This is a genomic window from Serratia sp. FGI94, from assembly GCF_000330865.1.
GTDB classification, from domain to species: domain Bacteria; phylum Pseudomonadota; class Gammaproteobacteria; order Enterobacterales; family Enterobacteriaceae; genus Serratia_B; species Serratia_B rubidaea.
Window position 1 is genome coordinate 4,506,257 of sequence record NC_020064.1, and the last position, 23,715, is coordinate 4,529,971.

At 60.0% G+C, this 23,715-nt stretch carries 26 protein-coding genes; 6 read left to right on the forward strand and 20 right to left on the reverse strand.

All coding sequences use genetic code 11. The features are described 5' to 3' along the window. Positions 1 to 7: 7 nt before the first annotated feature. The 4 genes from tusC to fkpA all read right to left on the reverse strand — a co-directional run bounded on the left by tusC (position 8) and on the right by fkpA (position 2,623). Entirely contained in the window at positions 8 to 373 is a 366-nt protein-coding gene (gene tusC, locus D781_RS20610) for a sulfurtransferase complex subunit TusC (protein WP_102024989.1), read from the reverse strand. Positions 374 to 376: 3 nt separating this feature from the next. Continuing rightward, on the reverse strand, positions 377 to 763 hold the full coding sequence (gene tusD / locus D781_RS20615) for a sulfurtransferase complex subunit TusD (RefSeq protein WP_041412257.1): 387 nt from the start codon (positions 761 to 763) through the stop codon (positions 377 to 379). Between the two features lie 2 nt (positions 764 to 765). Next, positions 766 to 1,488, reverse strand: coding sequence for a transcriptional regulator (locus D781_RS20620; RefSeq protein WP_015962156.1), 723 nt, complete (start codon positions 1,486 to 1,488; stop codon positions 766 to 768). 313 nt (positions 1,489 to 1,801) lie between these two features. Continuing rightward, positions 1,802 to 2,623: an FKBP-type peptidyl-prolyl cis-trans isomerase gene (fkpA, locus tag D781_RS20625; RefSeq protein ID WP_015962157.1), complete on the reverse strand. Its 822-nt coding sequence runs from the start codon at positions 2,621 to 2,623 to the stop codon at positions 1,802 to 1,804. A gap of 327 nt (positions 2,624 to 2,950) precedes the next feature. On the opposite strand from fkpA, the gene D781_RS20630 reads away from it, so the two are divergent. After that, the gene (locus tag D781_RS20630; RefSeq protein WP_015962158.1) at positions 2,951 to 3,178 is read left to right on the forward strand and encodes a SlyX family protein; all 228 of its coding nucleotides are present in this window, start codon (positions 2,951 to 2,953) and stop codon (positions 3,176 to 3,178) included. Between the two features lie 66 nt (positions 3,179 to 3,244). On the opposite strand, the gene slyD is transcribed toward D781_RS20630, so the two are convergent. From slyD to kefG, 4 genes are all read right to left on the reverse strand, one after another. Beyond that, entirely contained in the window at positions 3,245 to 3,829 is a 585-nt protein-coding gene (slyD, locus tag D781_RS20635; RefSeq protein WP_015962159.1) for a peptidylprolyl isomerase, read from the reverse strand. Between the two features lie 125 nt (positions 3,830 to 3,954). Further along, positions 3,955 to 4,158 carry a YheV family putative zinc ribbon protein gene (locus D781_RS20640; protein ID WP_015962160.1) on the reverse strand — a complete coding sequence of 68 codons (204 nt, stop codon included), beginning with the start codon at positions 4,156 to 4,158 and terminating at the stop codon, positions 3,955 to 3,957. Positions 4,159 to 4,173: 15 nt separating this feature from the next. Then, on the reverse strand, positions 4,174 to 5,979 hold the full coding sequence (kefB, locus tag D781_RS20645; protein WP_015962161.1) for a glutathione-regulated potassium-efflux system protein KefB: 1,806 nt from the start codon (positions 5,977 to 5,979) through the stop codon (positions 4,174 to 4,176). A gap of 2 nt (positions 5,980 to 5,981) precedes the next feature. Continuing rightward, complete coding sequence (gene kefG, locus D781_RS20650; RefSeq protein WP_015962162.1) at positions 5,982 to 6,533, reverse strand: glutathione-regulated potassium-efflux system ancillary protein KefG; 552 nt, start codon at positions 6,531 to 6,533, stop codon at positions 5,982 to 5,984. A gap of 183 nt (positions 6,534 to 6,716) precedes the next feature. Here kefG and D781_RS20655 point away from each other — a divergent pair, with 183 nt between their 5' ends. Next, entirely contained in the window at positions 6,717 to 8,636 is a 1,920-nt protein-coding gene (locus tag D781_RS20655; protein WP_015962163.1) for an ABC transporter ATP-binding protein, read from the forward strand. 49 nt (positions 8,637 to 8,685) lie between these two features. Here D781_RS20655 and tauD read toward each other — a convergent pair whose 3' ends face one another. From tauD to D781_RS20685, 6 genes are all read right to left on the reverse strand, one after another. Beyond that, the gene (tauD, locus tag D781_RS20660; RefSeq protein ID WP_015962164.1) at positions 8,686 to 9,534 is read right to left on the reverse strand and encodes a taurine dioxygenase; all 849 of its coding nucleotides are present in this window, start codon (positions 9,532 to 9,534) and stop codon (positions 8,686 to 8,688) included. After that, positions 9,531 to 10,361, reverse strand: a complete 831-nt coding sequence (gene tauC, locus D781_RS20665; protein WP_015962165.1) for a taurine ABC transporter permease TauC — start codon at positions 10,359 to 10,361, stop codon at positions 9,531 to 9,533. The genes tauD and tauC overlap by 4 nt, the downstream gene beginning before the upstream one ends. Next, on the reverse strand, positions 10,358 to 11,125 hold the full coding sequence (tauB, locus tag D781_RS20670) for a taurine ABC transporter ATP-binding subunit (protein WP_015962166.1): 768 nt from the start codon (positions 11,123 to 11,125) through the stop codon (positions 10,358 to 10,360). Before tauB ends, tauC begins: the two co-directional genes overlap by 4 nt. A 14-nt stretch (positions 11,126 to 11,139) precedes the next feature. Then, entirely contained in the window at positions 11,140 to 12,135 is a 996-nt protein-coding gene (tauA, locus tag D781_RS20675; RefSeq protein ID WP_015962167.1) for a taurine ABC transporter substrate-binding protein, read from the reverse strand. Positions 12,136 to 12,247: 112 nt separating this feature from the next. Further along, a complete protein-coding gene (locus D781_RS20680; RefSeq protein ID WP_015962168.1) occupies positions 12,248 to 13,033 on the reverse strand; it encodes a PhzF family phenazine biosynthesis protein in 786 nt (261 codons plus the stop codon). 10 nt (positions 13,034 to 13,043) lie between these two features. Continuing rightward, on the reverse strand, positions 13,044 to 13,646 hold the full coding sequence (locus D781_RS20685; RefSeq protein ID WP_015962169.1) for a LysE family translocator: 603 nt from the start codon (positions 13,644 to 13,646) through the stop codon (positions 13,044 to 13,046). Between the two features lie 119 nt (positions 13,647 to 13,765). Here D781_RS20685 and D781_RS20690 point away from each other — a divergent pair, with 119 nt between their 5' ends. The 3 genes from D781_RS20690 (at position 13,766) to D781_RS20700 (ending at position 15,998) form a co-directional block, all read left to right on the forward strand. Beyond that, positions 13,766 to 14,740, forward strand: coding sequence for a hydrolase (locus D781_RS20690; protein WP_015962170.1), 975 nt, complete (start codon positions 13,766 to 13,768; stop codon positions 14,738 to 14,740). 1 nt (position 14,741) lies between these two features. Continuing rightward, a complete protein-coding gene (locus D781_RS20695) occupies positions 14,742 to 14,975 on the forward strand; it encodes a YheU family protein (RefSeq protein ID WP_015962171.1) in 234 nt (77 codons plus the stop codon). A gap of 153 nt (positions 14,976 to 15,128) precedes the next feature. Further along, positions 15,129 to 15,998 carry a phosphoribulokinase gene (locus D781_RS20700; protein ID WP_015962172.1) on the forward strand — a complete coding sequence of 290 codons (870 nt, stop codon included), beginning with the start codon at positions 15,129 to 15,131 and terminating at the stop codon, positions 15,996 to 15,998. Positions 15,999 to 16,030: 32 nt separating this feature from the next. On the opposite strand, the gene D781_RS20705 is transcribed toward D781_RS20700, so the two are convergent. Further along, entirely contained in the window at positions 16,031 to 16,438 is a 408-nt protein-coding gene (locus D781_RS20705) for an OsmC family protein (protein WP_015962173.1), read from the reverse strand. A 380-nt stretch (positions 16,439 to 16,818) separates the two neighbouring features. Between D781_RS20705 and crp the strand changes: the two genes are divergently transcribed. Beyond that, complete coding sequence (gene crp, locus D781_RS20710; RefSeq protein ID WP_004090925.1) at positions 16,819 to 17,451, forward strand: cAMP-activated global transcriptional regulator CRP; 633 nt, start codon at positions 16,819 to 16,821, stop codon at positions 17,449 to 17,451. A 54-nt stretch (positions 17,452 to 17,505) separates the two neighbouring features. On the opposite strand, the gene D781_RS20715 is transcribed toward crp, so the two are convergent. From D781_RS20715 to D781_RS20735, 5 genes are all read right to left on the reverse strand, one after another. Continuing rightward, the gene (locus D781_RS20715) at positions 17,506 to 18,726 is read right to left on the reverse strand and encodes an aspartate aminotransferase family protein (RefSeq protein ID WP_015962174.1); all 1,221 of its coding nucleotides are present in this window, start codon (positions 18,724 to 18,726) and stop codon (positions 17,506 to 17,508) included. 132 nt (positions 18,727 to 18,858) lie between these two features. Beyond that, a complete protein-coding gene (locus tag D781_RS20720) occupies positions 18,859 to 19,434 on the reverse strand; it encodes an aminodeoxychorismate synthase component II (RefSeq protein WP_015962175.1) in 576 nt (191 codons plus the stop codon). 131 nt (positions 19,435 to 19,565) lie between these two features. Next, positions 19,566 to 21,092, reverse strand: a complete 1,527-nt coding sequence (locus D781_RS20725; protein WP_015962176.1) for a helicase HerA-like domain-containing protein — start codon at positions 21,090 to 21,092, stop codon at positions 19,566 to 19,568. Between the two features lie 85 nt (positions 21,093 to 21,177). Next, positions 21,178 to 21,903 carry a two-component system response regulator BtsR gene (gene btsR, locus D781_RS20730; protein WP_015962177.1) on the reverse strand — a complete coding sequence of 242 codons (726 nt, stop codon included), beginning with the start codon at positions 21,901 to 21,903 and terminating at the stop codon, positions 21,178 to 21,180. Further along, the gene (locus tag D781_RS20735; RefSeq protein WP_015962178.1) at positions 21,903 to 23,588 is read right to left on the reverse strand and encodes a sensor histidine kinase; all 1,686 of its coding nucleotides are present in this window, start codon (positions 23,586 to 23,588) and stop codon (positions 21,903 to 21,905) included. The genes btsR and D781_RS20735 overlap by 1 nt, the downstream gene beginning before the upstream one ends. Between the last annotated feature and the right edge of the window lie 127 nt (positions 23,589 to 23,715).

Below are 23,715 nucleotides of genomic sequence, written 5' to 3' on the forward strand. Positions count from 1 at the left end.
GACATTCCTAAAAAGTCATCACCACGTCGAAGGCGGCCAGTTTTTGTCGCAGGGATTCAGGCGCCAGCACCTCGGCGTCCAGCACCCAGTTCTCAACCTGCGCCAGACCGCGCGCCTGCAGCGACGCCTCGCACAGATAACATTGCTCAACGTCATACAGCGGCAAGACGCCGAAGGTCGCGATGTAGTTGCGCCCCAGCACCTTTTCCGGCTGCTGGCCCGGCAGCAGCTGCAGCACGCCGTCGCCGATAAAAAATACGCCCAGCTGCTCGCTCAGCGCCGACGTCGCGAGCAGAGCGTCAAGCCCTTCCCGCCCGGAGGCGTTGCCGTGCGGCGCCTGGGTAAAGACAAAGGCCACTCGTTTCATCGTCATCTCTTAAAACTGTACCATGCGGTCGCAGCTGAGCGCGGCTTCCGCCAGGGCGCCCAGCCCGCTGAGCGTAAAGCCGGGCTGCAGGTTCGCCGCCGCCAGTCCCTGCTCGCGCGCCTCATGTTCATCGGTCACGCCGCGGCGCAGCGCCGCCGCCACGCAGACGTTCAGCGTGACGTGATGCTGCTGCGCCAGCTCGCTCCAGGCGCGCACCAGATCAAACTCATCGCTGGCCGGCGCGCTCAGCCGGTTGGCGTTCAGCACCCCTTCCCGGTAGAAAAACACGCTGCTCAACCGGTGTCCGGCCGCCAGCAGCGCCTGGGCGAACTGATAGGCGCTGCTGGCCTGCTGCGTACCGTAAGCCGGCCCGGTGACCAACAGGCAATAACTCAGCGTCACCGTTCATTACCCAGCAGATCGCCGCTTTTAAACTGGCGGATGTACAAATACACGGTGTGCTTGGAGATATTCAGCCGGTCAGCCACCTGATTGATCGCGTCCTTGATATCAAAAATCCCCTTCTCATACAGGTTCAGCACCACCTGCCGGTTCTTGGCGTTGTTGGAGACGTTACGGTCGGCGTTCACTTCTTCAATGGTGAACTCCAGCGTTTGCGCCACCAGATCGTCCACCGACGAGGCGAAGTTCACCGACGAGGCGATCTCCTGAGTTTCCGGCGGCATAAAGCTTTGCATCACCTGAGAGAACGGCACGTCGAGGTTCATATTGATGCACAGCAGGCCGATCACGCGCTGTTCGCGGTTGCGAATAGCGATGGTGACCGATTTCATCAGCACGCCGCTTTTGGCGCGGGTGAAATAGGCTTTGGAAACGCTGCTGTCATCGCCGGCCATGTCATGCAGCATACGCAGCGCCAGATCGGTTATCGGCGAGCCGATCTGCCGGCCGGTATGCTCACCGTTGGCAATGCGCACCGCAGAGCATTTCAAATCCTCCAGCGAATGCAGCACGATCTCACAGTGCGAGCCGATCAGCATCGCCAGACCATCGACCACCGCCTCATAAGACTTCAGGATTTCATAATCCGTCTGGTTAAACGGACGCTCATTGAGCAAATCAAGCTCGCCGGCTTCGCTGGATAAAAGCGAATTAGACATCGGAGATACCACCCTCATAAATCGCCTGTGCCAGGGGGCGCAGCTAAAACGGCTCGTGCAGGTCGAAAACAGTTTTAGATACACGCCCTAAAGGGGCAGACGCAGGACATAATTGTCTGAATCCGATCCGGTCAGCGCGACCGAAACCAAATCCTTTCATTTTCACGTGGTATTGACGTTAAGCTCATGCCCGGCGGGCGTCAAGTGATCAGGGCGCGGAGGCAGAGAAAGTTGTGGCGCGATGAGAACGGATGACGGGGAAATAAACGAAAACCGCCGCGATACAATCGCGGCGGTGGCGTACAGGGAGCGCTTATTTCGCTTTTGCTTTAGCGTCCGCAGCAGCAGGTTTTTCTGCTTTGGCGTCGGCTTTCGGCGTGGCTTTCACGTCCAGCAGCTCAACGTCGAACACCAGGGTGGAGTTGGCCGGGATGCCCGGAACGCCGGTTTTACCGTAGGCCAGCGCCGGTGGGATAACCAGCTTGATTTTACCGCCCTTCTTGATGTGCTTCAGGCCTTCAGTCCAGCCAGGGATCACGCCGTCCAGACGGAATGACAGCGGCTCGCCGCGGGTGTAGGAGTTATCAAACTCTTTACCGTCAATCAGGGTGCCCTTGTAGTTCACCACCACGGTGTCGCTATCTTTCGGCGCATTGCCGGTACCTGGTTTCTCTACCTGGTACAGCAGGCCGGATTCCGTTTTCTTCACGCCTTTTTCTTTGGCGAAGGTGTCACGGTATTTCGCGCCTTTCTCTTCGTTCTCTTTCGCGTCCTGCTCCATCTTCGCCTGAGCGGAAGACTTCACGCGCGCTTCGAAGCCCTGCAGGGTTTTCTCAATATCCGCGTCATTCAGCTTGCTCTTGTTGGCGAAAGCGTCCTGAACGCCGGCGATCAACTGGTCTTTATCCAGTTTGATACCCAGTTTTTCTTGCTCTTTGAGAGAGTTGTCCATGTAACGGCCCAGGGACGCGCCCAGCGCGTAAGCCGCTTGTTCGTCATCGTTCTTGAATTTGCCGGTGCTTGGCGCAGCGGCGGCATCAGCAGGTTTTGCCGCATCGGCGGCCATAGCCTGAGTCGCATTCAGAGCAAAAGCCATGGTGGTTGCCAGAAGCGTGACTTTAAACAAAGATTTCATCCATTTCTCCAGTGTCTGAAGCGGTGCCCCAAACAATCATTAAGTAAGATAACCGGGCTACTATAGCGGGCTGCAAGAAAACAAGACAGTCGCACAGGTAACCAATCGAGTCAAAGTGTGACTTCGTATTCAAAGAGAAGTTTCCTCTCATTTTTACCCGCATGATAAATCAGACTTTTCTTGAGCCACTGCGGCACCATGACATAAAACGGCCCCGTCAGGTGCGCTTTTACACCCCGCCTCAGCTAAATAGCACAGCGCAAAACGCGCCGCAGCTGTTACCATAACGCCAGCAATCAAGATTTAACAGTGTCAGAGGTCACCGCCATGCACAACGCCGGCAATGAAAGCCTGTTACAACGGCTGGAAGAGTTGGAAAGCCGCCAGGCTTTTCAGGAAGTCACCATCGAAGAGCTGAACCAGACGGTGGTCCAGCAGCAGCTGGAGCTGCTGAAAATGCGCGAGCATCTGCATCTGCTTACCGATAAACTGCGCGCCGCCCAGCCTTCCATGATTGCCTCGCAATCGGAAGAGACGCCGCCTCCCCACTACTGACCGCGGCACCGCAGGAGCATAAAAAAAGGCCGCCGAAGCGACCTTTTCCTGCAGCGCGCTGCGCGCTTAGTGGCAGCCGCAACCGCCGTTGCCGCAACCGCCTTTTTTGTCTTCAGCGTGGTCGTGACCATGATCGTGGCCGTGACCGCCGCAGCAACCGTCGCCGTGCTCGTGGTGATGATCGTGCTCGCCGTGAACGTGGCCGTGCGCCAGTTCTTCCGCCGTCGCTTCACGGATAGCCACGACTTCAACGTTGAAGTTCAGGTTCTGGCCCGCCAGCATGTGGTTACCGTCAACCACCACGTGATCGCCGTCCACTTCGGTGATTTCAACCGGAACCGGACCCTGATCGGTATCAGCCAGGAAACGCATGCCAACCTGCAGCTCGTCAACGCCCATGAAAACGTCTTTTGGTACGCGCTGCACCAGGTTTTCATCATAGTTGCCGTAGGCTTCGTTAGCGCCAACGTGAACGTCGAAACGATCGCCCACCGCGTGGCCTTCGAGCGCTTTTTCCAGACCTGCAATCAGAGAACCATGCCCGTGCAGATAGTCCAGCGGTGCACTCACCGGAGACTCATCAACCAAAACACCGTCTTCTGTACGTACTTGGTAAGCCAGGCTGACTACCGAGTCTTTTGCTACTTTCATGATATCTCCTACCGTTGGATACTTTCAGCTGCGCCAACCTGCGCCGGCAGCAACTCTAACGGGTAGATTGTAACGGAAATCTACTCCGCTGTACCCTCCAGCATAAAAAATCGCGGCAAACGGCGCTATTCCGGCTGGAAAATCCCGATAACCTGCTCTTGCGGACGCACGTGTTTTTCCACCTGTTGCTCCGTCTGGCGCTGATGATGGCCGCACTTCACGCACTCCACCACTTCAACCTGATCTTCGCGCCAGACGGCCAGCGTATCCATCGCATTACAGCTCGGGCAAACCGCACCGGCGATAAAACGCTTACGAGTTACAGACATGCTTGTTGCTCCCACTTATTCATATTCATCCCAGCCGTCAAACTGGCGGCTCTCTTTTTGCATTTCGCGGTGGAACAGCTCTTCCAGCTCGCGCCGCGCCTCTTTCAGACGGGAAATCTGCGCCACATCGCCCTGATGCGGCGGCATTAATTCACGCAGCATGCGCATATCCAGCCGGCGGAAGTGCTGCTGGGCGCGAAAGGCCTGATGCGGATGCATTCCCAGCGTCATCAGCGTCTTGCGCCCCAGTTCCAGAGCGCTGGAGAACGTCTCGCGGCTGAAATACTGCACACCGGCCTGCAACAGCTCATGCGCTTCCACGCGGCCGCGGGCGCGCGCCAGGATCGCCAGGTTGGGGAAGTGCTGCTGGCAGAGATGCACAATCGCCAGGGTGTCTTCCGGGTCGCTGCAGGCGATGACGATCGACTTCGCCTTCTCGGCGCCGGCGGCGCGCAGCAGCTCCAGCTCGGTAGCGTCGCCGTAATACACTTTATAGCCGTAGCGGCGCAGCATCGCGACGGCGCTGACGTCGCGCTCCAACACGGTAATCCGCATTTTATTGGCCATCAGCAGGCGGCCGATCACCTGCCCAAAGCGTCCGAAGCCGGCAATGATCACCTGCGGCTCATCATCCTCGACGTACGGCGTCTCCTCCACGTCGTCGCGGGCGTTATAGCGGCGGGCCAAAATACGGTCGATCGCCTGCATCAGCAGCGGCGTAGTCATCATCGACAGCGTGACGATCACCAGCAGCAGCGCCAACTGGTCGCTCTGCAGCACCTTTTGCGTCGCCGCCGCCGAAAACAGCACAAACGCGAATTCGCCGCCCTGGCTCAGCACGCCGGAAAACTGCAGCCGCACCGAACGGCGCAGGCCGAAGATGCGCGCCAGCGCGTACAGCACGCCGTATTTCACCGCCACCAGCAGCAGAACGCCGACGACCACCTCAAGCAGATGGGTATAGAGTACGCCGATATTCAACGCCATGCCGACGGAAATAAAGAACAGCCCCAATAACAGCCCTTTAAACGGCTCGATGGCGATCTCCAGCTCGTGGCGATACTCGCTTTCCGCCAGCAGCACCCCGGCGATGAAGGTGCCCAGCGCCATCGACAGCCCCAGCGCATCCATAAACAGCGCCGAGCCCAACACCACCAACAGCGCGGCGGCGGTAAAAATCTCACGTACGCCGGAGGCCGCAATATAGCGGAACAGCGGCCGCAGCAGGTAACGGCCGCCCAGCAGCATCCCGCCGAAGGCCGCCACCTTCATGGCGATTCTCGCCCAGTCGTCGCTGCTGCTGCCGCCGGCCAGAATCGGGATCAACGCCAGCGCCGGGATCACCGCCATATCCTGGAACAGCAGCACCGAAAACCCCAACTGGCCGCCCTCATGGCGGTTCATACCCTTTTCACGCATCAGCTGCAGCGCCATCGCCGTGGAGGACATCGCCAAACCGATGCCGCCGATCACCGCCGCCTGCCAGGCAAAATGGCTGAAGTACAGCAGCGCGCCCAGAATAACGGCGCTGATCGCCACCTGGCCGGTGCCCACGCCAAAAATCGAGCGCCGCAGCGCCCACAGCTTGGAGGGATTCAGCTCCAGGCCGATGATAAACATCAGGAACACCACGCCGAGTTCGGAGAAGTGCAGAATCTCTTCGACGTCGCGGATAAATCCCAGCCCCCAGGGGCCGATGGCGATACCGGCAATCAGGTAGCCCAGCACCGCGCCAATTCCCAGACGACGGGCAATCGGCACCGTTACCACGGCGGCGAACAGGAACAGCAGCCCGGCGGTCAGTAATGCGGAACCTTCCATGATCAGGCCCTCCGTTGCGGCAAAGGATTACGCAGCCAGTCGCCGTAGGCGGCGGCGTGGCTGGCCAGCACCTCCGGCTTTTGCCGACGCGCCCAGTAAACGACGATCGGCGTCAGCCAGTGCATATGGCACATTGCGGCGGTCAGCTCGAAGGGACGTAAAATATCTTCGATCGGATAGCGGTTGTAGCCGCCCAGGCGGTAGGCGCCTTCCGGCTCGCCGGTGGTGATCACCGAACGCCAGTATTTGCCCGCCAGCGCATCGCCGCCCACGCCGCTGGCAAAACCGCGCGACAGCACCCGATCCAGCCACTCCTTCAGCAGCGCCGGGCAGCTGTAGGTGTATAAAGGATGTTGAAAAACAATGACCTGGTGTTCACGCAGCAACTGCTGCTCATGATGAATATCGATAAAGAAGTCGGGGTAGTGCGCGTACAAATCATGTACGGTGACATTATCCATCTGCTGCGCCGGCTTGAGCAAAACCCGGTTAGCCACCGAGTCATGAGATTCCGGATGGGCATACAGCAGCAAAACCTTGGCCGGCTGCAACATCGTTCCCCTCCAATAGCGTCGTCAGAGCAACGGTTTTCCGTTACCATGCTGCGCATAGTTTAAAACAGCACGCTCGCTGCGGTCTGTTACGTTGATGATAATTTAACATATCTCCTACATTATTCGAGTCGCATCGACGCGGCAATAATTCGCAGTAAGGGACCACACAGAGAACGGCGCTTTATGATTGTATTCTCATCGTTACAAATCCGACGCGGTACCCGCGTCTTGCTGGACAACGCCACGGCCACGGTTAACCCCGGGCAGAAAGTCGGTCTGGTGGGTAAAAACGGCTGCGGCAAATCGACCCTGCTGTCGCTGCTAAAGGGTGAACTCTCCGCCGACGGCGGCAGCTACACCTTCCCCGGCAGTTGGGCGCTGGCCTGGGTGAACCAGGAAACGCCGGCGCTGGATGTACCGGCGCTGGAGTATGTGATTGACGGCGACCGCGAATTCCGCCAGTTGGAAGCGGAGCTGCAGCTGGCCAACGAACGTAACGACGGCAATGCCATCGCCACGCTGCACGGTAAGCTGGACGCCATTGACGCCTGGACCATCCGCGCCCGCGCCGCCAGCCTGCTGCACGGCCTCGGCTTTTCCAACGAACAGCTACAAAGCCCGGTGCGCGCGTTCTCCGGCGGCTGGCGCATGCGTCTCAACCTGGCGCAGGCGCTGCTGTGCCGTTCCGACCTGCTGCTGCTCGATGAACCGACCAACCACCTGGATCTGGACGCGGTCATCTGGCTGGAACGCTGGCTGAAAAGCTACCCCGGCACGCTGGTGCTGATTTCGCACGACCGCGACTTCCTCGATCCGATCGTCGATAAAATCCTGCACATCGAACAGCAGACCATTAACGAGTACACCGGTAACTACTCCTCGTTCGAACGCCAGCGCGCCACCAAGCTGGCGCAGCAGCAGTCGCTGTACCAGACTCAGCAGGAAAAGGTGGCACATCTGCAGAGCTATATCGAACGGTTCCGCGCCAAGGCCACCAAAGCCAAGCAGGCGCAGAGCCGCATCAAGATGCTCGAACGCATGGAGCTGATCGCGCCGGCGCACGTCGACAACCCGTTCAGCTTCAGCTTCCGCGAGCCGGAGAGCCTGCCCAACCCGCTGCTGCGGATGGAAAAAGTCAGCGCCGGCTACGGCGATAAAGTGATCCTGCAGTCAATCAAACTGAACCTGGTGCCTGGCTCGCGCATCGGCCTGCTGGGGCGCAACGGCGCCGGCAAATCCACCCTGATTAAGCTGCTGGCGGACGAACTGGCGCCGCTCAGCGGTGAAATAGGCCTGGCGAAAGGCATCAAGCTAGGCTACTTCGCCCAGCATCAGCTGGAATTCCTGCGCGCCGACGAATCGCCGCTGCAGCACCTGAGCCGCATGGCGCCACGCGTGCTGGAACAGCAGCTACGCGACTACCTCGGCGGCTTCGGCTTCCAGGGCGACAAAGTGAACGAGGCGACCGGCCGCTTCTCCGGCGGGGAGAAAGCCCGCCTGGTACTGGCGCTGATCGTCTGGCAGCGCCCTAACCTGCTGCTGCTCGATGAACCGACCAACCATCTGGATCTGGATATGCGTCAGGCGCTGACCGAAGCGCTGATCGACTTCGAAGGCGCGTTGGTGGTGGTGTCGCACGACCGTCACCTGCTGCGTTCAACCACCGACGATCTGTACCTGGTGCACGACGGCCAGGTCGAGCCGTTCGCCGGCGATCTGGAGGATTACCAGCAGTGGCTCAGCGATCTGCAAAAACAGCAGGCGCAGCAGGACGCCGCGCCGAAACAGGATGGCGGCAACAGCGCGCAGGCGCGTAAGGATCAAAAGCGCCGCGCCGCCGAGTTCCGCACGCAAACCCAGCCGCTGCGCAAGCAGATCGCCAAACTGGAACAGCAGATGGAAAAGCTGGGCGCCGAGCTGGCGCAGGTGGAAGAACAGCTGGCGGACTCCGCGCTGTACGACATCAGCCGCAAGGCCGAACTGACCGACTGCCTGCAACGGCAAAGCCAGGCCAAATCCGCGCTGGAAGAAACGGAAATGACCTGGCTGGAGGCGCAGGAACAGCTGGAACAGCTGACCCAGGCGTTCGACGCCGAGAGTTAAACGCAACCCACATCACCGCGCGGCACATAGCAATGAGCCGCGCGGTTCCTCAGGCGCGGTAAAACGGCTTATCGCCCAGCATTGTCGCCCGGTGCATAATGCGCCGCTGCGGCAGGTAATCCGCGTTGGCGTAGTGCTGCGTCACGCGGTTGTCCCAGATGGCGATATCATTTTCCTGCCAGCGCCAGCGCACCTGAAACTCCGGCTTGGTGATATGGGCAAACAGGAAGCTCAGCAACGCCTCGCTCTCTTTCGCCGACAGATCGACAATCCGCGTGGTAAAGCCCTCATTGACGAACAGCGCCTGGCGGCCGCTTACCGGATGGGTGCGGATCACCGGGTGCAGCAGCGGCGGGTTTTTCTGCACCGCCTGTTGCCAGCGCTGATGCTCCTCCTCGCTGCCGCGGTGCTTATATTCCGGGAATGATTTCGTGAAGTCATGCTCCGCCTGCAGGCCGCTCAGCAGCTGTTTGAACGGCGCCGACAGCGCGTCATAGGCGGCAATGCCGCTGGCCCACAGGGTGTCGCCGCCGGCGGCCGGCAGCGTTTTGGCCGCCAGAATCGCCCCCAGCGGCGGGTTTTCGATAAAGGTGACGTCGGTGTGCCAGTTATCGTTGTCCGGCGGATTATTATCGTGGGTGTCCAGCACGATAATTTCCTCCACATCGCTGGCGTGCGGATAGACCGGGTGAATGTGCAGATCGCCGAAGCGCCCGGCCAGATCGCGCTGCTGCAGCGGCGTAATCGGCTGATTACGGAAAAACAGCACCTGATGTTTGAGCAGCGCGTGATACAGCTGCTCAAACTGCCCGTCGCCCAACGGCCGCGCCAGCTGAACATTCTCCACCAGCGCGCCGATATGCGGCCCTAACGGGGTAATCACCAGACGTTCGTTCATTGTTGTACTCCATGCCACGGGGTCAGACGGCGCTGCAGAGCGCGCAATCCCAGCTCTAAACCAAATGCAATAATCGCAATCACGCCGATGCCGGCCAGCACCACATCGGTCGCCAGAAACTCACCGGCGGACTGCACCATAAAACCTAAACCGCGCGTCGCGGCGATCAGTTCCGCCGCCACCAGCGTCGACCAGCCCACGCCCAGCCCGATGCGGATCCCGGTCAGAATTTCCGGCAGCGCGCTCGGCAACACCACAAAGCGCAGCACCTGCCAGCGGTTAGCCCCCAGCGCTCGTGCGGCGCGCACCCGCACCTGCGCCACGCTGCGCACGCCGGCCACGGTCGACAGCGCGACCGGAGCAAAAATCGCCAGATAAATCAGCAGAATTTTCGACGTTTCGCCAATGCCGAACCAAATCACCATCAGCGGCAGATAGGCCAGCGGCGGCACCGGGCGGTAAATCTCAATCAGCGGGTCGAGGATGCCGCGCACCGTGTCGTTCAGCCCCATCGCAATGCCGACCGGGATCCCGATCAGCACCGCCGCCAGCAGCGCCAGCAAAATGCGCCCCAGGCTCGCGCCCAAATGCTGCCACAGCGTGGCGTCCATAAACCCCTGCGGGCCGGCGATGGTTATCAGCTGGCGCAGTACCTGCTGCGGCGCCGGCAGAAACAGCGGGTCGATCAGCCCCAGCGCCGTCACCGCCCACCACAGCGCCAGCACCGCCAGCAGCGTTGATGCGCTGAGCCAGACGCGGCGCGGCAGCGTAAAACGGCGCGGCGACGCCGGCGTCACGGTCGCTTTCAAGGTGGAATGCAGGCTCATAATAATGCCTCGCGCTGTTGGAAGACCTTGCCGAGCACATATTCGCGCCGGGCGATAAACTCAGGGTCCGACTTGATCGTACGGCACGCTTCACCGGCGGCGTAGCGGCGGCCGAAGTCGAGCGACAGGCGCTCAACCACCTGCCCCGGCCCCGGTGACAGCAGCAGCAGCTCGCTGGCTAAAAAGACCGCCTCTTCAATATCGTGCGTAATCAGCAGCACCTGCTTGCCGGTATCACGCCAGATGTTGAGCAGCAGCTCCTGCATCTGCTCGCGGGTAAAGGCATCCAGCGCGCCGAACGGCTCATCCAGCAGCAGCAGACGCGGATCCGCCGCCAGTGCGCGGGCGATCCCGACGCGCTGACGCATCCCGCCGGACAGCTGCCAGATAAAATGTTGCTCATAGCCGGCCAGGCCGACACGGCGCAGCATATCCTGCGCCACCGCCCGCCGCTGCGTCTTGCCGATGCCCGCCAGCTGCAGACCAAACTCGACGTTATCCGCCACGTTGCGCCACGGCAGCAGGCCCTCATGCTGAAACACCACGCCGCGCTCGGCGCCGGGGCCGTTGACCGGCCGGCCGTCCAGCGTAATGCTGCCCGCCGCCGGCGACATAAAGCCGGCAATCAGATTCAGCAGGGTGGTTTTGCCGCAGCCCGACGGCCCCAGCACCACCACCAGCTCGCCGCTGTCGATCTGGAACGACACATCGCGCAGCGCCGGACGCCCCTGATACTCCGCCGACAGATGGCTGACGTTTAGCATCTCTCCCCCCCCCCTTACGACTGCGGCGCAGCCTGCAGCTGCTTCACGAAACGGTCGGTAACATAGGCGCTGTAATCCGCGTCAACCTGCGGGATTTTTCCCTGCTGCTTCAGAAACTCTGCGGTATCGTGAATCGCCTTACTGACCGGCTGACCCAGCTGACTCACCTGCTCCGCCGCCGGCAGATAGCGGTTGCCCTGCACCAATGCCGGCACCTGCGCTTCCGGCACCCCACTCAGCCGCGCCAGCGTGGCGAGATGTTCTTTATCCCCAAGCCAAGCGGCGGGATCGTTCAGGTAGGCCTTTTGCGCCGCCAGCGAGCTGGCGGCAAACGCGCTCACCACCTCAGGATGCTGCCGGGCGAAATCCTTACGCACCACCCAGACATCCAGCGTCGGCGCGCCCCACTCGCCCACCTGCGCCGAATCGGCCAGCACCTTGCCGTTTTTCGCCAGTTCGTTCACCACCGGCGCCCAGACGTACGCGCCGTCGATATCGCCGCGCTGCCAGGCGGCGGCAATGGCCGGCGGCTGCAGATTGAGGATTTTCACCTGCTCAGGCTTGATGCCCCAATGCTTCAGCGAAGCCAGCAGGCTGTAATGGGTGGTTGAGATAAACGGCACCGCAATGCGTTTGCCGATCAGATCTTTTGGTGAAGCGATGGTGTTTTTCACCACCAGCGCTTCCGAGCTGCCGAGCTGCGAGGCGATCAGGAACACCTCAATCGGCAGTTTTTGGCTGGCGGCCACCGCCAGCGGGCTGGAGCCGATATTGCCGATTTGCACATCGCCGGAGGCCAGCGCGCGCAGCACGCTGGAACCGCTGTCAAACTTACGCCAGTCGACCTTGGCGCCGGACTGTTTGGCAAAACTGTTTTCCGCCTGCGCCACTTTGGCGGGCTCCGCCGAGGTTTGGTAGGCGACGGTCACATCGACCGCCTGTGCGCTGGCCGCCGTCAGCGACAGCGCCAACAGCGCCGCGCCGCGTAGAGAAAAGAATTTGCCCGCCATATTCTGCTCCGTTGATAACGATCTGTTCAGTTGCCAACAGTTTTATCTGAGCGTATCCAGGCGTAAAAGAATAAAAAAGTCTTCTTTATTACTTATCGCGATATAAATCGCACTATCCGCTGAGAATTTCCCCGCGTAAAAAGATCCTGGCGTGGCCGCCGAGCAGGGTGCGTTCGCCGTGTTGGCGGCAGAACAGTTCGCCGCCACGGGCGGATATCTGCCTGGCCCGCAGCGTATGGCGCCCCAGACGCGCGCTCCAATACGGCATCAGCGTACAGTGGGCGGAGCCGGTCACCGGGTCTTCTCCACCGTCCAGCGTGAAGTAACGGGAAACAAAATCCACCGTCTCACCCGGCGCGGTGACGATCACCGCCCGGCCGGCGGCGGCAATCAGCGCCGGAATGTCCGGCTGCAGCGCCCTCACCTGCGCTTCACTCTCCAGCACCACCAGCAGCGCCGTGGCCTGCCAGGTCTCCTGCGGCGTAACGCCCAGCAGCTGCGTCACCGCGGCCGGCGGCGCGACGCGCTGCGGCGCCCGGCTGGGGAAATCCAGAATCAGCCGCTCAGCCTCTTCGCTGTCGCGTTTGACATACAGTTCGCCGCTGGCGGAGCGAAAACGCAGATCGTTCAGCCCCGGGTTCACCACGTTGAACATCACATGCGCCGCCGCCAGCGTGCCGTGTCCGCACAGGTCCACCTCGCGCTGCGGCGTAAACCAGCGGATGCTCAGCACATCACCGTCGTCCCAGACAAAGCTGGTCTCCGGCAGCTGCAACTCATTGGCGATCGCCTGCAGCTGCGCCGTCTCCAGCGGCTGTTTCAGCAGATACACGCCCGCCGGATTGCCACGCAGCCCCGCGCCGGTAAAGGCGTCAACGTGAAAGTAATTTTCGCTCATGGTTTACTCCTTAATGCCAGATCAGCAGCGCGCAGGCCGCGGTCAGCAACCCCATGGAAACATTAAAGATCACCCAGGCCTTCTTGCTGCGCAGCAGGCGGCCGATCACGGTGCCGAATCCAAGCCAGACGATCCCGGCAATGATATTGACCACAAAAATCCCCACCGCGATGGCCACGACCGACGCGTTATATCGCTCCCCCTCCAGGCTAAAGCTGGCCACCGCGCCCAGTGCCATCAGCCAGGCCTTGGGGTTGAGAAACTGCAGCAGCCAGCCCTGATACAGCCGTACCGGCCTGGGCGGCGCAATATCGGTCTCCAGTTTCTCATAGGCGGCGGTCGCCACTTTCCACGCCAGCCACAGCAGGTAGATGCTGCCGAGGATTTTCAGAATCAGGTGTAATGAAGGGTAGACCAGGATCAGGCTGCCGACGCCGAACGCCACCAGCAGCAAAATGCTCTGCATGCCAAGCATGATGCCCATCATCAGCCACAGCGAGCGCATAAAGCCAAAATTGGCGCCAGAGGTGGTGAGCAGCATGTTGTTCGGGCCAGGGGTAATCGCGGCCACCCACAGGAAGCCCAGCAGCGAAAGAAACAAACTTAATTCCATGAAACGGGCGCTCCTCACCCATGCGCGATTTTTGCAGTATGATGGTTAACAGATGACATTGAAGCTAACAGTGCGCTATTGATCACACAATAGTCGCCAACAAGATTTTTATTCACCTTATGCATGAAACCTTTCGTCCCCTGAGCGGGGCCAGCAACCCGCATCTGCAAACCCTATTGCCGCGGCTGGTGCGCCGCCGCGTGCTGCTGCAACCACACTGGCAGCGGCTGGAGCTGCCCGACGGCGATTTCGTCGATCTGGCCTGGAGCGAGGACCCCGCAAACGCGGGCGATAAGCCCCGGGTGGTGCTGTTCCACGGCCTGGAAGGCAGCTTCTACAGCCCCTATGCCCACGGCCTGCTGCACGCCTGGCGTGAAAAGGGCTGGCTGGGCGTGGTGATGCACTTTCGCGGCTGCAGCGGCGTGCCCAACCGCAAACAGCGCATTTATCATTCCGGCGAAACGGAAGACGCGCGCTTTTTCCTGCGCTGGCTGCGGGATACCCATGGCGCCGCCCCCACCGCCGCGGTCGGCGTTTCTCTCGGCGGCAATATGCTGGCCTGCTATCTGGCGCAGCAGCGCCAGGCAAGCCTGCTGGACGCCGCCGTGGTGGTCAGCGCGCCGCTGATGCTGGAGCCGTGCTCCCTGCGTATGGAGCAGGGCTTCTCCCGCGTCTATCAGCATTACCTGCTCGGCCAGCTCAAGCAGAACGCCACCCGCAAGCTGCTGCGCGACCCGGCGTCGCTGCCGCTGCGGCTGCCGCAGCTCAAAGGGCTGCGCCGGATACGCGACTTTGACGACGCCATTACCGCGCGCATTCACGGCTTCCGCGACGCCACCGATTACTACCGGCGCTGCAGCGCGCTGCCGCTGCTGCCGGAAATCCAAACGCCACTGCTGATCATTCACGCCAAAGACGACCCCTTTATGACCGACGCGGTGATCCCCGATCTGAGCGCGCTGCCGCCCAATATCGAGTATCAGCTGACCGAGTGCGGCGGCCACGTCGGCTTTGTCGGCGGCACGCTGCACAAACCGAAAATGTGGCTGGAACAGCGCATTCCCGCCTGGCTTACACCTTATCTGGATAAATAACGTGATTATTCCCTGGAAAGAACTGGACAGCAGTACGTTGAATAACCTGATTGAAGCCTTCGTGCTGCGCGAAGGCACCGACTACGGCGAGCATGAACGCTCGCTGGAGCAGAAGGTGGCCGACGTGCGCCGCCAGCTGCAGAGCGGCGAGGTGGTGCTGGTTTGGTCGGAGCTGCATGAAACCGTCAATATCATGCCCCGCGGACAGCTGCGCGCCGGCCGGCAGGAGAGTTAATCGCGCCGGCGCCCTATGACTGGCGACAAAAATCAGGTAACAATGGACATCTTGCAAACCAACTCGCGCAGCTTGCCGCTGGCAAAAACGTATCAACCACACTAAAAATTATTCTCTGATACGCGCGCTTTATTACTACGGAGTAACCCAAGTATGTCCGCCAAACATCCCGTAATCGCGGTGACCGGCTCCAGCGGCGCCGGCACCACCACCACCAGCGTGGCGTTCCGCAAAATATTCCAGCAGTTGGATATCCGCGCCGCGCAGTTGGAAGGCGACAGCTTCCATCGCTATACCCGGCCGGAAATGGACGCCGCGATCCGTAAAGCGCGCGACCTCGGCCGCCATATCAGCTACTTCGGCCCGGAGGCCAACGATTTCGGCCTGCTGGAGCAGAGCTTTATCGAATACGGCAAAAGCGGCAGCGGCCGCTCGCGCAAATACCTACATACCTATGACGAAGCGGTGCCCTACAACCAGGTGCCCGGCACCTTCACGCCGTGGGAACCGCTGCCATCGCCGACCGACGTGCTGTTTTATGAAGGCCTGCACGGTGGCGTGGTGACCGACCAGCACGACGTGGCTCGCCATGTCGATCTGCTGGTCGGGGTGGTGCCCATCGTTAACCTGGAGTGGATCCAAAAGCTGATCCGCGATACCGGCGAACGCGGCCATTCGCGCGAAGCGGTCATGGATTCGGTGGTGCGCTCGATGGAAGACTACATCAACTACATCACGCCGCAGTTTTCCCGCACCCATATCAACTTCCAGCGGGTGCCGACGGTCGACACCTCCAACCCGTTCGCCGCCAAAGCCATCCCTTCGCTGGATGAAAGCTTTGTGGTGATTCACTTCCGCGGGTTGGATCAGATCGACTTCCCCTATCTGCTGGCGATGTTGCAGGGGTCATTTATCTCGCATATCAATACGCTGGTGGTGCCGGGCGGCAAGATGGGGCTGGCGATGGAACTGATTATGGCGCCGCTGGTGCAGCGCCTGCTGGAAGGGAAAAAGATCGAATAGCGGGCTTAGCACCCGGCGCACGCCGGGTGAACTTATTCCACGGCGCGGATTTCAAAGCTGTGGGTCACCGTTGCCGCCTGGCTCAGCATCAGCGATACCGAGCAGTACTTTTCGGCGGACAGATTGACCGCCCGCTCCACCACCTTGTCGCTCAACCCTTTACCGCTGACGATAAAATGCAGATTGATCGCGGTAAAGGTGCGCGGCGCCTCTTCCCGGCGCTGTGAGCTGAGTTTTACCTCACAGTCGCGCACGTCGTTGCGGCCTTTTTGCAGAATCGACACCACGTCGATCGCGCTGCAGCCGCCCACCGACATCAGCACCATCTCCATCGGGCTCGGCGCTTTTTCCCCGGCATTCCCGTCCATTAACACCTGATGGCCCGACGCGGACTCACCGAGGAAGGTCAATCCTTCCACCCATTTCACTCTTGCCTGCATATTGCTCACTCCGGTTAATTTCTTAAAATCAGACTACGCTTTCGCACTAAAACTGGCAACGGAACCTGATGCTGGTCATGCTGAAGCGAGACAACAGAAGACACTCGCCTCACTCTATGCTACAAACAATCCGCAATAACTCTTTTTTGGACACCGATTTTTCAGGGATCTGCCCAAGGAAACGCATCTTCAGCGAGATGTTAACAGAATGTAGCTTGCAGCACCGTCAGCAAGTTAATATGCTAAGGGCAATAGCGTATTTTACGGCACGCCTCAAAACCTGTTTATAGCCCGCATGCATTACCGGTTATCAACGCGTTTAACAGGGATCTTTGATCCCTGTGTTACAAGGCAGCGATTACAACAGAGGATAATAGCGAATGGTTCTCGGCAAACCGCAAACAGACCCGACTCTCGAATGGTTCCTGTCTCATTGCCATATCCACAAATATCCATCCAAAAGTACGCTGATTCACCAAGGTGAAAAGGCCGAAACGCTCTACTACATCGTGAAAGGCTCCGTTGCGGTGCTGATTAAAGATGAAGAAGGTAAAGAGATGATCCTGTCCTACCTCAACCAGGGGGATTTCATCGGCGAGCTTGGATTATTTGAAGAAGGTCAGGAGCGCAGCGCCTGGGTGAGAGCAAAAACCGCCTGTGAAGTAGCTGAAATTTCCTATAAGAAATTCCGCCAGCTGATCCAGGTCAACCCGGATATTCTGATGCGCCTTTCCGCGCAAATGGCCAGCCGCCTGCAGGTCACCTCGGAGAAAGTGGGTAACCTCGCCTTCCTTGACGTTACCGGTCGCATTGCGCAGACCCTGCTGAACCTGGCGAAACAGCCGGACGCCATGACCCACCCTGACGGTATGCAAATTAAAATCACACGTCAGGAAATTGGTCAGATCGTCGGCTGCTCACGCGAAACGGTCGGCCGCATCCTGAAAATGCTGGAAGATCAAAACCTGATCTCCGCACACGGCAAAACCATCGTCGTTTATGGCACGCGTTAATTAATAAGAAAACGGCGCATACGCGCCGTTTTTTATGCTGACGGCAAGGGTAGCTTATGCCGCATTCACCACATCCTGCACCGCACGCTCAAAACGCGCCATCCCTTCTTCAATATCCTGCGGTTCAATCACCAATGACGGCGCAAAACGGATAACGTTAGGTCCGGCGTTCAGGATCATCACGCCATGCGCGGCCGCAGCCGCCAGGAAATCCCGCGCCTTATTCTGATAGGCCGCGCTAAGTTCAGCGCCGATCAGCAGCCCCATGCCGCGAATATCGCTGAACACGCCGTATTTCTCGGTCAGCTGCTGCAGTTTAGCCACGTACAGCGCATGGCGCTGCGCAATGCCGTCCAGTACCTGCGGCGTATTGATCACATCCAGCGCCGCCTCGGCCACCGCGCAGGCCAGCGGGTTGCCGCCGTAGGTACTGCCGTGCGTGCCGACCTGCATGGCAGAGGCAATCTCCTCGGTGGTCAGCATCGCGCTGATCGGGAAGCCGCCGCCCAGCGCTTTGGCGGTGGTGAGAATATCCGGCGTCACGCCGTAGTGCATATAGGCAAACAGTTTGCCGGTACGTCCCATACCGCTCTGCACCTCATCAAACACCAGCAGCGCCTGATGCTGGTCACACAGCGCGCGCACACCCTGTAGGAACTCGGCGTCCACCGGCGTAATGCCGCCTTCGCCCTGAATCGGCTCCATCACCACCGCGCAGGTGCTGTCGTCCATCACTGCCTTGACCGCCGCCAAATCGTTGTACGGCACGTGCACGATATCGGCCGGCTTTGGCCCGAAGCCGTCGGAATATTTCGCCTGCCCGCCCACCGAGACGGTAAACAGCGTCCGGCCGTGGAAGGCGTTATAGAAGGCGATAATTTTGGTTTTATACGGACTGTGGCGGGTAATGGCATAGTGGCGCGCCAGTTTAAAGGCCGCCTCATTGGCTTCCGAGCCGGAGTTGACGAAAAAGACCCGGTCGGCAAAGGTGGCGTCAATCAGTTTGCTGGCCAGCCGCAGCGCCGGCTCATTGGTGAACACATTGCTGGTATGCCACAGGGTTTCACTTTGCTGCTGCAGCGCCGCCACCAGCGCCGGGTGGCAGTGGCCCAATGCGGTAACGGCGATGCCGCCGGAGAAATCGATATACTCTTTCCCCTCGCTGTCCCACACGCGGCTGCCTTGGCCCTTTACCGGCACAAACTGCGCCGGTGCATAAACCGGCAAAATCACCTGATCGAACGTGCTGCGATTGACCGCATGTTTTTCCGTCATTATTGGGTTCCACCTCAAGAGATTGGTTTTTTAGCGCCGCCACTAAAGTGACAATATAGTCATAAAATATGCATAAAAAACCAATCAAGGGCAAACCAAAATCATCGATAATGGCGAAAAACTTATAACCGATTAACTTTTAAGGAAATTACTCAGCAGCGCGTGCCCCTGCTCGCTAAGGATGCTCTCCGGATGGAACTGCACCCCTTCCAGCGCCAGCGTGCGATGGCGAATGCCCATGATCTCATCGCGCATGCCGTCGCGCTCGCTCCAGGCGGTCACCTCAAAACAGTCCGGCAACGTTTTGGCGTCCAACACCAGCGAATGATAGCGCGTTACCGTCAGCGGATTATTCAGCCCGCGAAAAACGCCGCTGTCCGTATGGCGAATCGCCGACGTTTTGCCGTGCATCACCTCACGCGCGCGCACCACATCGGCGCCAAATGCCTGCCCCAGCGCCTGATGCCCCAGGCAGACGCCCAGAATCGGCAGCCGGCCGGCAAAGTGCGCAATCGCCGCCAGCGAAATGCCGGCCTCGTTCGGTGTGCAGGGGCCGGGGGAGATCACCAGATGCTGCGGCGCCAGCCGGTCAATATCGGCCAGCTGCAGTTCATCATTGCGCTTTACCACCACCTCGGCGCCCAGCTCGCAGAAGTATTGATAAAGGTTGTAGGTAAAGGAGTCGTAGTTATCGATCAGCAGCAGCATGGCGGTTCAACAGCCTATGATTGGGAGAGATTTTTCGGGTACAACAAGACGGCAACCGCCTCAGTCCGGGAGCTTACCGCAGTAAGCCGCCAGGGTGAAGACGGCTGCCGATGCATTACGCGAAGAAAAGATTACTTTTTACGGCCGCCCATGATCGAACCCAGCACGCCGCGCAGGATTTGCTTGCTCAGATCGCGCGCCATGCTTTTGGCGGCGGTCTGCACAATGCCGTCGCGTTTGCCGCCGCGCGGGCCGGTGGAGCCGAACAGCAGCTCATTCAGGCTGCCCATCAGGCCGCCGCCGCTTTGCTGGCCGGCCTGCGGCGTCGCTTTATCCACCGCTTCCGCATCCTGGCCGACGGTGGCAAAGCCCTCGGACGACAGCTTCTCATAGGCCGACTCACGGTCCACCATCTCTTCATAGCGGCCGTACAGCGGCGACTTATTGATGGCGCTGTTCAGCCCTTCCGCCCCCAGCATGCCCATTTTTGACTCTGGCGCGATCACCATCGCACGCTCCACCACATGGGGACGCCCCTTCTCATCGAGAAACGACACCAGCGCCTCCCCGACGCCCAGCTCGCCAATCACCGTTTCCGCATCAAAGTCCGGGTTGGCGCGCATGGTCTGCGCCGCCGCCTTCACCGCCTTCTGGTCGCGCGGCGTAAAGGCGCGCAGCGCGTGCTGCACGCGGTTGCCCAGCTGGCCGAGCACGCTGTCCGGAATATCCAGCGGGTTTTGCGTCACAAAGTAAACGCCGACGCCTTTGGAGCGGATCAGGCGCACCACCTGCTCAATCTTGGTCAGCAGCGCCGCCGGCGCGTCTTTGAACAGCAGGTGCGCCTCATCAAAGAAGAACACCAGCTTCGGCTGCTCCGGGTCGCCCACTTCCGGCAGATGTTCAAACAGCTCAGCCAGCAGCCACAGCAGAAATACCGAATAGAGCTTCGGCTGGTTAATCAGCTTGTCGGCCGCCAGCAGATTGATCACGCCATGGCCATTGGCGTCGGTTTTCATCAGATCGTTGATATCGAGCATCGGCTCGCCGAAGAACAGGTTGGCGCCCTGCTCCTCCAGCGTCAGCAGGCCGCGCTGGATCGCGCCGACTGAGGCGGTGGAAATATTGCCATACTGGGTTTTGAACTGTTTGGCATTGTCGCCGACGTACTGCACCATCGCGCGCAGGTCTTTCATATCCAACAGCAGCAGCGCGTTATCGTCAGCGATTTTAAACACCAGCTGCAGCACGCCGCTTTGCACCTCATTCAGGTCCAGCAGACGCGCCAGCAGCAGCGGGCCGAGATCGGAAACCGTGGCGCGGATCGGGTGGCCTTTCTCGCCGTAGATATCCCACGGAATAATGGTGCAGGCCTGCGGCTGCCAGTCGGCGACGCCAATCGCCGTCAGGCGCGCCTGCAGTTTTTCATTCGGCACCGCCTCGGTGCCGATCCCCGACAGGTCGCCCTTCACGTCCGACAGGAACACCGGCACGCCGATGCGTGAAAACTGTTCGGCCATTTTTTGCAACGTCACGGTTTTACCGGTACCGGTCGCGCCGGTAATCAGGCCGTGGCGGTTAGCCAAGGCGGGCAGAATCGCCAAATCCTGAACGGGTTTTCCGTCTTTCATCGCCTTGGCGATAATCCGTGCTTCACTCATTTGCTGTTCCTTTGATGACGCTGACGCGGCGCAAATGCGCCTGTGATGTCATAAAGCTATAAGCGCGGCGGAACCCCGTCAAGCGCTAGCCGCGCAGCCCCAGCTGTTCTTTCAACGATTTCAGGTAGCGGCGGCTGACCGGCACCGCCTCGCCGACCGACATAATCATTTCCGCCGCGCCGCCCTCTTCAAAGCGAATTTCCCGCACCTGTTCCAGATTCACCAGATACTGTCGATGGCAGCGCACCAGCGGCGTACGGCTCTCCAGCGTGCGCAGCGTCAGTTCGGTAAAGCACTCCATGCCGTCGTTGCGCACCACGTAAACGCCGCTGGCGCGCGAGCGGATGGCGATCACCTCGTCAAAGCGCAGCAGGTAAATCCGGCTGTGGCCGGCGCAGGGGATATATTTCAAATAGCCCGCGCTTTCCGGCAGTGCGGCGACATCCTGCGCCGTATGGCGCTGCTGCAGGCGCTGCAGGGTTTTCTTCAGCCGCTGCGGTTCCGCCGGCTTCAGCAGATAGTCAAAGGCGTGTTCCTCAAACGCCTGCAGCGCGTATTCATCATACGCGGTGAGGAACACGATATGCGGCATCCGGTTGGGATCGAGCATACCCACCATCTCCAGGCCGCTGATGCGCGGCATCTGGATATCCAAAAACACCACGTCCGGCTGCAGCCGATGGATCTGGCTGATGGCCTCAATCGCATTCGCGCATTCGCCGATAATGCACACCTCCGGCTCGGCAGACAGCAGATGGCGCAGGTTGTCGCGCGCCGAAGGCTCATCATCGACGATCAATATGTTCAGCATCAGGCGGCTCCCTCCAGTGGAACGTGTAATGTGATGCGGGTGAACGCCTCCGGCTCACAGCTGACCCGTACGCCGTACTCTTCGCCGTAGCGTACGCGGATGCGCCGGTCAACCAGGCTCATACCCAGCCCGTCGCCCGGCGTTTTTTCCTGATACAGGCCGGCGTTATCCGTGACCTGCAGCAGCAGGCGCCCGCTCTCGCTGCGGGCGTCGATGGTGATGCGCCCGGTGCCCAGCAGCTGCGAGGTGCCGTGTTTGATGGCGTTTTCCACAATCGGCTGCAGGGAAAACGCCGGCAGGCGCACCGCCAACAGGCGCTCCGGCAGCGATACCACGATTTCCAGTCGGTCGGCAAAGCGCGCCTGCTCAATTTGCAGATAGGCGTTAACGTGCTCAATCTCGTCCGCCAGGCTGACTTCGTCATCCGAACGCTTAAGGTTCTTGCGGAAGAAGGTCGACAGATACTGCACCAGTTCACAGGCGCGGTCGCCGTCGCGGCGAATCACCGCCACCAGCGTATTTAACGCGTTAAACAGGAAATGCGGGTTTACCTGCGCGTGCAGCAGCTTGATTTCCGACTGCGCCAGCAGCTGTTTATGCCGTTCATACTGGCCGGCCATAATCTGCGCCGACAGCAGGCTGGCGATGCCCTCGCCCAAGGTGCGGTTGATGGTGCTGAACAGCTTGCTTTTCGGCTCATACAGCTTGATGGTGCCGATCACCCGCTGGTTCTCACCGCGCAGCGGGATCACCAGCGTCGACCCCAGCTTGCAGCTGCCGCTGATCGAACAGCTGTAGGAGAGCGCATTGCCATCGGCATACACCACTTCGTTATTGTCAATGGCGCAGCGGGTATGCGCCGAAGAGATCGGCGTGCCCGGCAGGTGGTGATCGTCGCCGATGCCGATAAACGCCAGCAGCTTTTCACGGTCGGTGATCGCCACCGCGCCGATGCCCAGTTCCTGATAGATCACCCGCGCCGCCTTCATGCTGTTTTCCCGGTCAAAGCCCTGCCGCAAAATCCCCTCGGTGCGTTCGGCCAGTTTGAGGGCTTTGGAGGAGAACGCGCTGGTGTACTTTTCAAACATCGCCCGCCGGTCGCGCAGAATCTGCATAAACATCGCCGCCCCCACGGTGTTGGCAACCAGCATCGGCAGCACGATATAGCCCACCAGACGCTGCGCCTCGTCGAACGGACGGGCGATGGCGAGGATAATGCCCATCTGCAGGATTTCGGCCACCAGAGTGACGCCGGCGACAAACAGCGGATTAAACAGCAGATCGAGCCGGCCACGCCGCAGCGCCAGGCTGTGCACCAGCCCGCCGACCAGCCCTTCGGCCACGGTGGACACCGCACAGGCGACGTCGGTCATGCCGCCGAGGGTATAGCGATGCAGCCCCCCGGTCAGCCCGACCAGAAATCCGACCGACGGCCCGCCCAGCAGGCCGCCCAGCACCGCGCCGATGGCGCGCGTGTTGGCGATCGAGTCCTGAATATGCAGGCCGAAATAGGTGCCCATAATGCAGAACACCGAGAAAATCACGTAGCACAGCAGCTTGTGCGGCAAACGGATGGTGACCTGCATCAGCGGAATAAACAGCGGGGTTTTACTCAACAGATAGGCGATCACCAGATAGACGCACATCTGCTGCAACAGCAGCAGCACCTGGTCAAATTCATACATCACAACAACGCATCCTGAACGAGAGGAACAACAAAACGCCGGCTATCCGGTTGATTATCTGCGTTGATTACACCATGAGCAGGAGGAGAAAACAGTGATGCAGGCGAAGCTTCAGGGAGGGGAAAAC

Excerpts from the sequence above, each read along its gene's own strand:
- crp (WP_004090925.1), top strand. The coding sequence starts at position 16,819 with ATGGTTCTCGGCAAACCGCAAACAGACCCGACTCTCGAATGGTTCCTG.
- D781_RS20705 (WP_015962173.1), bottom strand. The coding sequence starts at position 16,438 with ATGCAGGCAAGAGTGAAATGGGTGGAAGGATTGACCTTCCTCGGTGAG.
- kefG (WP_015962162.1), bottom strand. The coding sequence starts at position 6,533 with ATGTTGCAGCCGGCCAAGGTTTTGCTGCTGTATGCCCATCCGGAATCT.
- D781_RS20735 (WP_015962178.1), bottom strand. The coding sequence starts at position 23,588 with ATGTATGAATTTGACCAGGTGCTGCTGCTGTTGCAGCAGATGTGCGTC.
- tauD (WP_015962164.1), bottom strand. The coding sequence starts at position 9,534 with ATGAACGAACGTCTGGTGATTACCCCGTTAGGGCCGCATATCGGCGCG.
- D781_RS20640 (WP_015962160.1), bottom strand. The coding sequence starts at position 4,158 with ATGTCTGTAACTCGTAAGCGTTTTATCGCCGGTGCGGTTTGCCCGAGC.
- D781_RS20655 (WP_015962163.1), top strand. The coding sequence starts at position 6,717 with ATGATTGTATTCTCATCGTTACAAATCCGACGCGGTACCCGCGTCTTG.
- fkpA (WP_015962157.1), bottom strand. The coding sequence starts at position 2,623 with ATGAAATCTTTGTTTAAAGTCACGCTTCTGGCAACCACCATGGCTTTT.
- D781_RS20685 (WP_015962169.1), bottom strand. The coding sequence starts at position 13,646 with ATGGAATTAAGTTTGTTTCTTTCGCTGCTGGGCTTCCTGTGGGTGGCC.
- D781_RS20690 (WP_015962170.1), top strand. The coding sequence starts at position 13,766 with ATGCATGAAACCTTTCGTCCCCTGAGCGGGGCCAGCAACCCGCATCTG.
- kefB (WP_015962161.1), bottom strand. The coding sequence starts at position 5,979 with ATGGAAGGTTCCGCATTACTGACCGCCGGGCTGCTGTTCCTGTTCGCC.
- tauA (WP_015962167.1), bottom strand. The coding sequence starts at position 12,135 with ATGGCGGGCAAATTCTTTTCTCTACGCGGCGCGGCGCTGTTGGCGCTG.
- tauC (WP_015962165.1), bottom strand. The coding sequence starts at position 10,361 with ATGAGCCTGCATTCCACCTTGAAAGCGACCGTGACGCCGGCGTCGCCG.
- D781_RS20720 (WP_015962175.1), bottom strand. The coding sequence starts at position 19,434 with ATGCTGCTGCTGATCGATAACTACGACTCCTTTACCTACAACCTTTAT.
- D781_RS20630 (WP_015962158.1), top strand. The coding sequence starts at position 2,951 with ATGCACAACGCCGGCAATGAAAGCCTGTTACAACGGCTGGAAGAGTTG.
- D781_RS20700 (WP_015962172.1), top strand. The coding sequence starts at position 15,129 with ATGTCCGCCAAACATCCCGTAATCGCGGTGACCGGCTCCAGCGGCGCC.
- tusC (WP_102024989.1), bottom strand. The coding sequence starts at position 373 with ATGACGATGAAACGAGTGGCCTTTGTCTTTACCCAGGCGCCGCACGGC.
- tauB (WP_015962166.1), bottom strand. The coding sequence starts at position 11,125 with ATGCTAAACGTCAGCCATCTGTCGGCGGAGTATCAGGGGCGTCCGGCG.
- btsR (WP_015962177.1), bottom strand. The coding sequence starts at position 21,903 with ATGCTGAACATATTGATCGTCGATGATGAGCCTTCGGCGCGCGACAAC.
- slyD (WP_015962159.1), bottom strand. The coding sequence starts at position 3,829 with ATGAAAGTAGCAAAAGACTCGGTAGTCAGCCTGGCTTACCAAGTACGT.
- D781_RS20715 (WP_015962174.1), bottom strand. The coding sequence starts at position 18,726 with ATGACGGAAAAACATGCGGTCAATCGCAGCACGTTCGATCAGGTGATT.
- D781_RS20680 (WP_015962168.1), bottom strand. The coding sequence starts at position 13,033 with ATGAGCGAAAATTACTTTCACGTTGACGCCTTTACCGGCGCGGGGCTG.
- D781_RS20725 (WP_015962176.1), bottom strand. The coding sequence starts at position 21,092 with ATGAGTGAAGCACGGATTATCGCCAAGGCGATGAAAGACGGAAAACCC.
- D781_RS20620 (WP_015962156.1), bottom strand. The coding sequence starts at position 1,488 with ATGTCTAATTCGCTTTTATCCAGCGAAGCCGGCGAGCTTGATTTGCTC.